Annotated in this window: 10 protein-coding genes; 7 read left to right on the forward strand and 3 right to left on the reverse strand. The window is 69.6% G+C overall.

Annotation, left to right across the window (positions count from 1 at the left end; all coding sequences use genetic code 11):
- The first annotated feature begins 17 nt into the window (after positions 1–17).
- From ACFWX1_RS01145 to ACFWX1_RS01165, 5 genes are all read left to right on the forward strand, one after another.
- Positions 18–404 (forward strand): nuclear transport factor 2 family protein, encoded by a 387-nt coding sequence (locus tag ACFWX1_RS01145; protein WP_378382777.1) that lies wholly within the window; start codon positions 18–20, stop codon positions 402–404.
- A gap of 105 nt (positions 405–509) precedes the next feature.
- Positions 510–1,688 carry an ABC transporter substrate-binding protein gene (locus ACFWX1_RS01150; protein WP_378382778.1) on the forward strand — a complete coding sequence of 393 codons (1,179 nt, stop codon included), beginning with the start codon at positions 510–512 and terminating at the stop codon, positions 1,686–1,688.
- Between the two features lie 28 nt (positions 1,689–1,716).
- Positions 1,717–2,577: a branched-chain amino acid ABC transporter permease gene (locus tag ACFWX1_RS01155; protein ID WP_378382779.1), complete on the forward strand. Its 861-nt coding sequence runs from the start codon at positions 1,717–1,719 to the stop codon at positions 2,575–2,577.
- On the forward strand, positions 2,564–4,291 hold the full coding sequence (locus ACFWX1_RS01160) for an ATP-binding cassette domain-containing protein (RefSeq protein ID WP_378382780.1): 1,728 nt from the start codon (positions 2,564–2,566) through the stop codon (positions 4,289–4,291). The genes ACFWX1_RS01155 and ACFWX1_RS01160 overlap by 14 nt, the downstream gene beginning before the upstream one ends.
- Positions 4,288–4,983: an ABC transporter ATP-binding protein gene (locus tag ACFWX1_RS01165; RefSeq protein ID WP_378382781.1), complete on the forward strand. Its 696-nt coding sequence runs from the start codon at positions 4,288–4,290 to the stop codon at positions 4,981–4,983. The genes ACFWX1_RS01160 and ACFWX1_RS01165 overlap by 4 nt, the downstream gene beginning before the upstream one ends.
- A 177-nt stretch (positions 4,984–5,160) precedes the next feature.
- Here the strand turns inward: ACFWX1_RS01165 and ACFWX1_RS01170 are convergent, their stop codons facing one another.
- The 3 genes from ACFWX1_RS01170 to ACFWX1_RS01180 all read right to left on the reverse strand — a co-directional run bounded on the left by ACFWX1_RS01170 (position 5,161) and on the right by ACFWX1_RS01180 (position 8,001).
- Positions 5,161–6,078: an ABC transporter substrate-binding protein gene (locus ACFWX1_RS01170; RefSeq protein WP_378382782.1), complete on the reverse strand. Its 918-nt coding sequence runs from the start codon at positions 6,076–6,078 to the stop codon at positions 5,161–5,163.
- Positions 6,079–6,443: 365 nt separating this feature from the next.
- A complete protein-coding gene (locus tag ACFWX1_RS01175; RefSeq protein WP_378382783.1) occupies positions 6,444–7,250 on the reverse strand; it encodes an SDR family NAD(P)-dependent oxidoreductase in 807 nt (268 codons plus the stop codon).
- Positions 7,251–7,284: 34 nt separating this feature from the next.
- Positions 7,285–8,001 carry an SDR family NAD(P)-dependent oxidoreductase gene (locus ACFWX1_RS01180; protein WP_378382784.1) on the reverse strand — a complete coding sequence of 239 codons (717 nt, stop codon included), beginning with the start codon at positions 7,999–8,001 and terminating at the stop codon, positions 7,285–7,287.
- A gap of 153 nt (positions 8,002–8,154) precedes the next feature.
- Here ACFWX1_RS01180 and ACFWX1_RS01185 point away from each other — a divergent pair, with 153 nt between their 5' ends.
- Entirely contained in the window at positions 8,155–8,952 is a 798-nt protein-coding gene (locus tag ACFWX1_RS01185; protein WP_378382785.1) for a molybdenum cofactor biosynthesis F family protein, read from the forward strand.
- Between the two features lie 3 nt (positions 8,953–8,955).
- Positions 8,956–10,647, forward strand: a complete 1,692-nt coding sequence (locus ACFWX1_RS01190) for an amidohydrolase (protein ID WP_378382786.1) — start codon at positions 8,956–8,958, stop codon at positions 10,645–10,647.
- Positions 10,648–10,673: the final 26 nt, after the last annotated feature.

Below are 10,673 nucleotides of genomic sequence, written 5' to 3' on the forward strand. Positions count from 1 at the left end.
GTCTGAAGGAGAACCCAGTGTCCAATCTGGACGTCATCACCGCGCACTACGCCGCCAGCGACCGCGGCGACCTCGAGGGCATGCTGGCGCCGGTCGGGCCGGGGACCACCTGGACCGAGGCCGCCGGTTTCCCTTACGGCGGAACGTACACCGGCCCCGACGAGGTCAAGAAGAACGTCTTCGAGGCGATCGGCAGGGACTGGGAGGGCTACACGTTCACCTTGGCGGAACTGCACGACGCCGGGGACACGATCATCGGCCTCGGCACCTACACCGGTACGCACCGCAAATCCGGTCAGTCGTTCACCGCGCGGGTCGCGCACGTGTGGAAGTTCGACGGCGGCGAGCTGGCCAGTTTCGAGCAGATCGTGGATTCCGTGCCGGTGGTCGCCGCGACGGCGTGAGCCCGTGCCGCACCGGACAACACCCGTGCCCGCAGAGACAAGGCGTCCCGTCGTGGCCGCTCGTAGGGTCCATCCACCTCGACTAGCCACAGGACGGGAACCGCCATGAGAAAGATCTTGGGCAGCCTGGCGTTCGCCACCGCTGTCGTGCTGTTCGCGGGGGGATGCGCCGGAACCGACGCCGGGACGAGCGGGCCGATCGTGGTCGGCTCGGTCAACGCGCTCAGCGGCGCCGCCACCTTCCCCGAATCGTCGCAGGCCGCGAAGGCGGTGTTCGACGCGACCAACGCCGCGGGCGGGATCAACGGCCGGAAGATCGAGTACAAGGCGATCGACGACAAGGGCGACCCGGCGGCGGCCGCCGCCGCGGCCCGCGAACTCGTCGGCGGCGACAAGGCCGTCGCGCTGGCGGGCTCGTCCAGCCTCATCGAGTGCCAGATCAACGCGAAGTACTACGAGCAGCAGAAGATCCTTTCGGTCCCGGGGATCGGCGTCGACCCGGCGTGCTTCACCAGCCCCAACATTTCGCCCGCCAACGTCGGCCCGTTCCACGACATGACGCTGACGCTGCTGTACGGGTCCGAAGTGCTGAAGCTGAACGACATCTGCGCCCTGCTGGAGATCGCGGGCAACACCCTGCCCTCGTACCAGGCGGCCATCGACGAATGGTCGGCGATCACCGGCAAGAAGCTCAAGTACGTCGACGCGACCGTGCCCTACGGCGGTTCCGACTACACCTCCTACGTCGTCAAGGCGCGGGCCGCGGGCTGCAAGGCGATCACCGTCAACCCCGTCGAACCCGATTCGATCGGCCAGCTCAAGGCCGCGCAGGCACAGGGCTGGAACGACGTCACGTGGCTGCTGCTGACCAGCGTCTACAGCGAGAACTACGCCAAGGCGGTGCAGAACGCGGGCGCCGGTGTCTACGTCCCCGCGGAGTTCTACCCGTTCACCGACGCGGCCAGCCCGCAGAACAAGGAATGGCGCGACCTGATGACGAAGAGCGGTATCCCGCTCACCTCGTTCAGCCAGGGCGGCTATCTCGCGGCGAAGTACTTCGTCGCGGTACTCAAGGGCATCAAGGGTGACATCAACCGCGAGAGCGTCACCAAGGCACTGCACGAAATGCAGCCGATCGTCGATCCGATGGTCGGGACGCCGTACGTGTTCGGGACCGGCAAGACCCATCACGACAACACCGCGGGCTGGCCGGTCAAACTCGCTTCCGGCGCGGGCAAATGGGAACTGGCTGCGAACGACTGGCTGCACATTCCCAAGAAGTAGGGCCCGAAAGAAGTAGAGGAGTATCCCGATGCTGCAGGGAGCGCTGGCAGGCCTGGCCGCCGGCGGGCTGTACGCGGTGCTGGCGGTGTGCCTGACCCTGATGTCCCGGCTGGTCCGGGTGGTCAACTTCGCGCAGTCGGCGACGGCGATGTTCGGCTCGTACGTCGCGGTCTACCTGGCCGTCCACATCGGACTCCCGGTGTGGCCGGCGACGATCGTGGGCATCCTGCTCGGCGGTGCGCTGAGCGCGCTGCTCGGCTGGGTGATCTCGACCTGGCTCGCCGAGGCGGACACCGGAACGCGTTCGGCAGTGACCGTCGCGGTGCTCCTGCTGCTCATTTCGCTGTCGTTCATCCTGTTCGGCAACAAGCCCCAGCCGTTCCAGCCGATCCTCGCGGGCCCCGCCTTCGAGGCAGGCGGAGTGGTGGTCAGCCAGGTCACCGTGGTCACCGTCGGGCTGGCGGTGCTGGTCTCGCTGGGCTGCCGGGCGGTGCTGACGCGGACGTCGGCGGGTGTCGCGTTGCGTGCCCTGTCGGAGCGGCCGACGACGGCGGAGCTGCTGGGCATCCCGGCGAAACCGCTCAGTGTCGCGGTCTGGGCGGTCACCGGGCTGATCAGCACGCTGATGATCTCGATCGTCGCGCCGTCGCAGTCCAACGACGCGACGTCGCTGGCGATGCTGGTCGTCCCGTCGGCCGCCGCGGCCCTGCTGGGCGGGTTCCGGCGGCTGGATCTCGCGGTGATCGGCGGGCTGGTGCTCGGCATGCTGCAAGGCGCGCTGGCCCAGTCCGACAGCCTTTCGATCGCGCGGTACTTCCTGCCCTTCGTCGTGATCGCCGGACTGCTGCTGTGGTCGCAGCGCAAGGAGGTGTGGGATGCCGCTCGCTGATCGCCGGACGCTTCCCCGGTTGGGAATCCCGCTGCTCGTCGCCGTCGTCGCGGTGGCCGTGGGGTACGCGCTGAGTGTCGGGCTCGAAGGGTATTTCGTCTATCTCGGCATGAGTGCGGTCGTGGCCGCGATCGCGTTGCTCGGGCTCGGCGTCGTCACCGGCAGCGCCGGGATGATCTCCTTGTGCCAGCTGACTTTCGCCGCGGTCGGGGCCTGGGTGGTGTCCGCGCTCAACAAGGCGGAGGCGCCCGGCGGGTTCCTGGTGTGGCTGCTGCTGGGCGGCCTCGCCGCGGGCGTCGTCGGGATCCTCGTCGGGCTCCCCGCGTTGCGGCTGCGCGGGATCAACCTCGCGGTCGTCACCCTCGGCCTCGCCGCGGCGGCGGACCTCACCCTGGTGCAGCTCCAGTTCCCCGGCGTGAGCGAGGGGATCTCGGTCATGCGGCCCGACGCGTTCTCCGACGACCGCGCCTACTTCCTGCTCGGCGTGATCGTGCTGGTGCTGTGCTGTCTCGCCGTGTACTTCCTGCGCCGGGGCCGCTGGGGCAGCGGCTGGCAGGCAGTGGCGTTCTCCGAGCGCGGTACGGCCGCGGCCGGGGCCAGCGTGCGGACGTCGAAACTGACGGCGTTCGCGGTGAGCGCGACGCTCGGCGGCATCAGCGGCGGGCTGCTCACCGGGCAGGTCGGCCTGGCGTTCCCGGCGAGCTTCACCTCCATCCAGTCGCTGGCGCTGTACGTGCTGGCGATCATGTCGGGCGCGCATCTGATCGACATGGCGGTGTTCGGCGCGGTGCTCTGGGTCGCGGTGCCGGAACTGCTCAAACGCTGGGGCGTGCCGCAGGACTGGGGTTACGTCGTGTTCGGGCTTCTCGGCATCCAGGCGCTGACCAGCGGCGGGAACCTCGGCACGGCGCTGCGGGAGGTGTGGCACCGGCGAGCGCGTGTCCGCGATGGGCATGTCGGCATCGAGCACCGCGAGGTCGAGGCTGTCGCCGAGGCACCGCCACCGGGTGATCCGGTACTGGTGGTACGCGGGCTGAGTGTCCGCTTCGGACACGTCGACGCGCTGTCCTCGGTGGACATCTCCGTGCCGGAACACGGGATCCTCGGCGTGATCGGGCCCAACGGTGCCGGAAAGTCCACTTTGGTCGACGCGATCAGCGGCTTCCTCCCGCAGGCACAGGGCACCGTCGAACTCGACGGCCGCCCGTTGACCGGCTCACCCACCCGCCGGGCGCGTGCGGGCCTGCGGCGGACATTCCAGCAGGACCGGGTCCCGCCGGGGCTGACCGTCGAGGCGTACGTCCGGTTCGTGGCACGACGGCGGCTGGGCGCGGCGGAGATCGCCGACGCGCTGGAGTTCTTCGGTTGCCCGTCCGCGCGCACCCCACTGTCCAGAGTGGACGTCGGCGCGCGGCGGCTGGTCGAGGTCGTCGGCCACCTGCTGGCCGGGCCGCGGATCCTCCTGCTCGACGAGCCCGCCGCGGGCCTGCCGCACGAGGAGCACGTCGCGTTCGGGGAACGGCTGCGGCGGGTACCCGCCCGGTTCGGTGTGTCGCTGCTGCTCATCGAGCACGACCTGGACCTGGTGCGGTCGGTCTGCGACACGATCACCGTGCTCGACTTCGGCCAGGTGCTGGCGACCGGCCCGCAGGCCGAGGTGCTGGCCGATCCCGCGGTGCTCAAGGCCTACATGGGCGAAACGGAGCTGTTGTGAACGCGTTGCGAGTGGCGGGCCTGACGGTCTCGCGCGGGGCGGGCCCGGTGATCAGGGACGTCGGCTTCGAGCTGGCGCCCGGCCGGATCACCGCGCTCGTCGGGCCGAACGGAGCAGGGAAGACGAGCCTGCTGGAGGCGGTGTCCGGGGTGATCCCGGCGACGCGCGGAAGTGTCCACATCGGACAGACCGAGATCACCAAGCACTCCCGGGTGGCGCGAGCCCGGCTCGGGCTGGCGCACATCGAGCAGGGCCGCGCGGTGTTCGGCGGGCTCACCGTGCTGGAGAACCTCCGGCTCACCGCGCGTACCAAGGCGCGGGTCGACGAGGTCCTGGAGTTGTTCCCGGAGCTGGAAAAACGCCGCGACTCCCCCGCCGCGCTGCTGTCCGGCGGGGAACAGCAGATGGTGGTGCTGGCCCGCGCGTTCGCCGCGCGGCCGGCGTTCCTGCTGATCGACGAGATGTCGCTCGGCCTCGCGCCGGTGGTCTTCACCCGGCTGCTCCCGGTCATCACCCGGTTCGCCGAGGACGGCGCGGCGATCCTGCTCGTCGAGCAGTTCACGCATCTGGCACTGGGCGTCGCGCAGGACGCCGTCGTGGTGTCGTCGGGCCGGGTCACCTTCTCCGGCGAGGCACGGACCCTGCTGGACTCCCCCGGCACCCTGCACACCGCCTACCTCGGCGAATCCTGACCCCGCACCTCTCATTCGCCCCAATGTGGCATTCGGTGCGTCCAACGCACCGAACGCCACATTTAGGGACAACTGCGGTGCTGACCTCCGAGCCAGACGACGAAGGAGCCACCCGGGCAGGTTGCCCAGGCGCCCCTTCGAGATGGCCGCGAAGACGATTGCCGGCCGCTGGCTCGGCTACGGGGGCGGCTTGGCGGGCGTCGCTGGTTCGATGCCCGCCGCCGTCCATCGCAGGAGGACGGTCTCGTGAGCCACTTGCGCGCCCGTGGCCGGGTCGATCTTGAATCGGCCGAACAGGGTTGTGGTGTCCAGCGACGTCGCCGCTTCCCAGAGAGCGAGACGCGTCGTGGCCCCTGCGAGCGTCACACAGTGAGTCGCCAGAGCAGCCGCCGCGACAGCTTGGACGGCCGGGTAGTCAGGTGTCGGCTGCCCAGTCTTCGCGTAGGCGGCGAGAAAGTCCCGTTCCGTCGGCCCGATGCCGGGGCCGGGCGTGGTCGTGCCCGGAAACCATTGCGCGATGCCGTAGGTGTCGTGGGATTCCGCGACGGCGTCGCCAAATTCGCGCACACCAGCGGCGACCGAGCATACGACTGACGGACGATTCGTCATCTTTCGCGCTCGTCTTACGTTGGCAGAATCGTCCTCGAACGTTCCGGCAGAGAACAGTGCCCAGTTGCCTTCTATCTCAGGCAATTCCTGCTCCGAACTCAGCTCAAAGACATGAGTTCCCAATTTTTCTACGTCACGCGAGGCACCTGCTGCGACTTGTCGACCGAACGCACCTTTGCCGCGAGCGATGACGAGTGACGGCGGCAGGGCATTCGCAGTTGAGAGATGTTTTACGAATGGCTTCGCGTACTGCGAAGTCGGTGTCAATACTGACACCAGACTTCCGGGGTGTGCAGCCTGGATATCGTCGCCGGATCCGCCGTGGTTCCAGAGAATCCGTCCGTTTTCCGACGCAATCCTGCTTGCCCCCCTTGTAAGATTCGTGGCGTACGGACCGAGCATGACATCACTGCGTTTGTCGATCTGAGGAAGAAGTTGTTCAATGGTGCGCGGATCGCTCTCGTCGTCCTCGATGACAAGGTCCACCGACCCATCCATACCCTGCCACACCTGCAACGCTGCGGCGACCTGCCTTCCGAAACGCGCAAATCTCCCCGTCAAGGACAAGCAAAGGCCCAGGCGGATCCGTGACTGCTGGCCAGCGGCAGAGTTCATGTCATCGACACCTCGTATCGGCCCTTCGCATCGCGCACGCGGCGATCCCTGCGAAGGGCCGACGGTAACCCGGGGAAACGGAGCCGATCAAGCTCTGTGGGCGAAGTCCATGCCCACACTCACGTCGGCGCTCGTTTCAAGATCCGATTCCGGACCTCTGACCAGCAACGGAGCCTGATCGACTCCATGGCCCCCGGAGAAGTACCCTCATGCCCCATTGGGGCGCATGACCGCGCCTACGAACCCATGCCCGCGCGTTCGAAGGCCAGGGTGGGCAGGTCGACGGCGTGGGCGCCGCCGTCGGCGACCAGTACCGCCCCGGTGATGTAGGAAGACTCCGAAGAGCCGAGGAAGCGGACGATGGACGCGATCTCGTCCGGTTCGGCGGGGCGGCGCAGCGGGACCTCGGCGGTGACCCGGCGGTAGCCCTCGTCGTGACCGCCGGTGAACCCGGCCGCCTCGGCGAACTGGTCCATTTCGCCGTCGGCCATCGGGGTGCGGACCCAGCCGGGGCAGACCGCGTTGGCGCGGACACCGCGAGGCCCGTAGTCCCGGGCGATCGACCGGGTGAGCCCGATCAGCGCGTGCTTCGCGACGGTGTACCCGGCGACGTTGGGCCCGGCGAACAGGCCGGCCAGCGAGGACACGATCACCACCTGTCCCCCGGTTTCCACGAGCGACGGCAAGGTCGCCCGGCAGAACACGAACGCGCTCGACAGGTTCGAGCGCAACGCCAGTTCCCATTCCTCGTCGCCGGTGTCGACCACCGACGAAAGGCCGTGCCCGCCCGCGTTCGCGACCACGACGTCCAGCCGCCCGAACCGGCCGATGATCTCCGCGACCGCGTTCTCCGCGTCCGCGGTCACACTGGCGTCGCACGAGATGACGTGCGCGCCGGTCTCGGCCGCCACCTTCTCCAGCGGCTCGCGCCGCCGTCCGAGGACCACGACGTCCGCGCCCTCGGCCGCGTACCGGCGGGCCACCGCCGCGCCGATGCCCGTGCCGCCGCCGGTGATCGCGACGACCTTGCTCTCTGTACCCACCGTGAAGGTCCTTTCCTTGTCCTGCAACAAAGTCCTACGCCGGAAACCCGGACCGCGCCGACACCCCGAAGTCGGCGAGCACCGCCTGGCCGTTGACCGTCCGCGAACGCGCGGAGGCCAGATACAGCACGTGCTGCGCGACGTCCTCGACCGCCTGCACGGGGAACGCCGGATCGTCCAGCACCGCGCCGAGGTCACCACGCGCCATCGGGGTGTCCACCACCGACGGGCACACGCAGTTCACCCGCACGCCCTCCCACTCGACGGACAGCGCCCTGGTCAACGCGACCACGGCGCCCTTCGACGCGCAATAGGGCACCATGCCGGGCGCGCACACGAACGCGGAGTCGCTGGCGAGGAACACCACCGACGCGCCGGGCGACAGCCACGGGCGCGCGTGCTTGGCCAGCAGGAACTGCCCGGTCACGTTCACCGACAGCACAGTCGTGAAGTCCTCGACCGTGGTCTCGGCCAGCGACGTGCCGACCGGGCCGGAGATCCCGGCGCAGCCGACGACGACGTCGAGGCCGCCGAACCGGCGCGCGACCGTGGCGACCGCCGCGCCGAGCCTCGGTTCGTCCGTGACGTCGGCCCGCACCGCCACGACGTCGCCGTCCAGCAGGGGAACGGACTCGCGGTCGACCAGCCCGACCCGGGCGCCCTCGGCGAGGAACGCCCGCGCGCAGGCCAGTCCGATCCCCGAGGCCGCGCCGGTCACCAGTACCGCCTTGCCCGCCAGTTCCAGTCGCATGCCGTCATCCTCGGTCCCCGTGCCGCCGTGCGGGTTGGCCGCGAGCGCATCCCTCTTGACCGATACCGCACGACGCCGTCCGCCCCGTTCCACCCGCCGGGAAATCGGGCGAAACTGCCCCCGACGAGCACCCCGACCACTGAGGACGAGCCGATGCCCGATACCGCGCTGAACCTGTCCGACACCTCGACCTGGCTGCCGCTGGACGGACTGGCCCCCGGATTCGACGCGAACAAGGCCCCCACCGTCGGTGACCTGCACGGCCGCTCGTTCGTACTCCACTGCGCGGACGGCACGACGTTCTCGGCGAAGTTCACCGGTGCCCGTATCGAGTGGGGCCACGGCGCGTCCGGGACCGACGACTGCGAGACGTTCCTCGTCGACGACGACCTGTATTACGTCCAGTTCCATCCGCGGACCCGGCAGGAGCGGGCGTACACCGTGTTCCTTGATCTGCGTCAGGGCCGGGCGCTCGTCGTGGTCACCGAGATCGGCGACGGCATCCCGCGCGTCGGCCAGACGTTCCTGCCCGCCACCATCGAGGGCCTCGAAGCGCGAGGCGAGGAGATCGCGCCGAGCACGTCGCTCGTCGGCAGGCGGGTGATGTGGGTGTACAGCACCGCCCACGCGTACGAGCACGTCTACCTCAGCCCGCACTGGTACACCTGGCAGTGCCTCGCCGGGCCGGAAAAGGGCCTCGCCGACACCGACGAGAACTCCGTCTACCAATTGCGGCCGGGCATCTACGTCTTCACCTGGCGGGAGAAGGTGATCCCGTGCGCCTCGGTCACCGTCGCCGACCACCGCGACGTCCGCGCGCTGCGTTCGCACGGTGTCCTGTTCGGACTCGACGCGACCGGCCAGACCCCCACGCACTTCACCTTCGGCGCCCACGGACGGCTGCTGAGCACCACCGTGCACCCCGCGCCCTACGACCCGGCCGGGGACTGAACCATGGCGGCCGACCTGATCCTCACCAACGCGACGGTGTACACAGTGGACACCGCGCGGCCGTGGGCGTCCTCGCTGGCCGTCGAGGACGGGAAGGTGCTCGCCCTCGAAGACGTCGACCGCGGACCGAAAACCGAGGTGCTCGACCTCGGCGGGGCGTTCGTCATGCCCGGTTTCGTGGACGTCCACAACCATCACGCGCTCGCCGGGCGCGCCGCGTTGTTCGAACTCACCTTCGGCGGGGACGCCGGTTTCGAGGACATCCTCGCCGCCGTCCGCGACCGGTGCCGCGACCTCGGCGCGGACGAATGGGTGATCGGCGGCGCGTGGGCGTCCACATTGGTCGGCACGCTCTCGCAGCACTCCGCCCGGCACGCGCTCGACGAAGCCGCGGGCGGCCGCCCCGTCGTGCTCTCCGACGACAGCAGGCACAACCGCTGGGTGAGCAGCAGGGCACTGGAACTGGCCGGGATCACGGCGTCCACAGTGGACCCGCCGAGCGGGGTCATCGTCCGTGCCCCGGACGGGGCACCGACCGGGGTCCTGCTCGAAGCCGCGGGCATGCTCGTCGAACGGGCGCAGCGGGAGAACAGCGCGTTCACCGCCGAGCAGCACGCGCGCGCCTCCCGGCACGGGATCGGGATCCTGCATTCGTACGGTGTCACGGCGTTCCAGGACGCCGGGGTCTCCGTCGACATCATGGCCGCGCTGAAGACACTGGACGACGCGGGCGAGCTGGACGCGTGGGTGGTGTCCTCGCTGCTGGTGAACGACCCGATCTTCGGCGTCGACCCGATCGGGCGCCCGCTGATCGAGGTCCGCGAGCGCTACCGCACCGAGCATCACCGGCCGGACTTCGTCAAGATCTTCCTCGACGGGGTGCCGCCGACCCGCACCGCGGCCTTCCTGGAGCCGTACCGGCCCGACGAGGTCCACGGCCCCTGCTTCCACGGCGCGACCACGATGACCCCTCCGGAGCTGGAAGGGTGGCTGCGGACGGCGGCCGAGGCCGGGCTGTCGGCCAAGATCCACTGCACCGGGGACGCCTCGGTGCGCGCGACGCTCGACGCCGTCGAAAAGGTCCGTGCCGAGGGCTTCCCGGACGTCAAGTTCCAGGTGGCGCACGGCCAGTTCGTGCACCCGGACGACATCCCGCGGTTCGCCGAGCTGGGCGTCGCCGCGGACATCTCGCCGTTCCTGTGGGTGCCCGGGGTCATCCCGTCCGCGATCGCCGACGTCCTGCCGGCCGAGCGGGCCGCGCGGATGCAGCCCAACCGGTCGCTGCTGGACCGGGGCGCGCTGGTCGCGGGCGGCTCGGACTGGCCGGTCAGCGAATCGCCCGACGCCTGGGAAGGCATCCAGGGCCTGGTCACGCGGCAGGATCCGAGCGGGACCTTCCCCGGCGCGCTGTGGCCGGAGCAGGCCATCACGCTCAGTGAGGCCATCGAGGCGTTCACCCTCGGCGCGGCCAGGGCGTGCGGCCTCGACGACGTCACCGGATCCTTGACACCGGGGAAGTCCGCCGACTTCCTCGTGCTGGACCGGGACCCCTTCCGGACCACGGCTGGGGCGCTCGCCACCACGAAGGTGGCCGAGACGTGGTTCGCCGGGCGCCGGGTGTTCAGGCGCGGCGGAGCCCCCCGCGCGCGACCCGCGGGGACGTTCTCCAACACCCAGTCTCTTATAAACAAATGACGCGGCCGACGACAAAGCAAGTGTAT

Origin of the sequence: Amycolatopsis sp. NPDC059021, from assembly GCF_042739895.1 — a bacterium.
Classification (GTDB): domain Bacteria; phylum Actinomycetota; class Actinomycetes; order Mycobacteriales; family Pseudonocardiaceae; genus Amycolatopsis.

Bases quoted from the DNA above. Each gene is read 5' to 3' on its own strand.
- ACFWX1_RS01155 (WP_378382779.1), top strand. From the start codon at position 1,717: ATGCTGCAGGGAGCGCTGGCAGGCCTGGCCGCCGGCGGGCTGTACGCG.
- ACFWX1_RS01185 (WP_378382785.1), top strand. From the start codon at position 8,155: ATGCCCGATACCGCGCTGAACCTGTCCGACACCTCGACCTGGCTGCCG.
- ACFWX1_RS01180 (WP_378382784.1), bottom strand. From the start codon at position 8,001: ATGCGACTGGAACTGGCGGGCAAGGCGGTACTGGTGACCGGCGCGGCC.
- ACFWX1_RS01160 (WP_378382780.1), top strand. From the start codon at position 2,564: ATGCCGCTCGCTGATCGCCGGACGCTTCCCCGGTTGGGAATCCCGCTG.
- ACFWX1_RS01150 (WP_378382778.1), top strand. From the start codon at position 510: ATGAGAAAGATCTTGGGCAGCCTGGCGTTCGCCACCGCTGTCGTGCTG.
- ACFWX1_RS01190 (WP_378382786.1), top strand. From the start codon at position 8,956: ATGGCGGCCGACCTGATCCTCACCAACGCGACGGTGTACACAGTGGAC.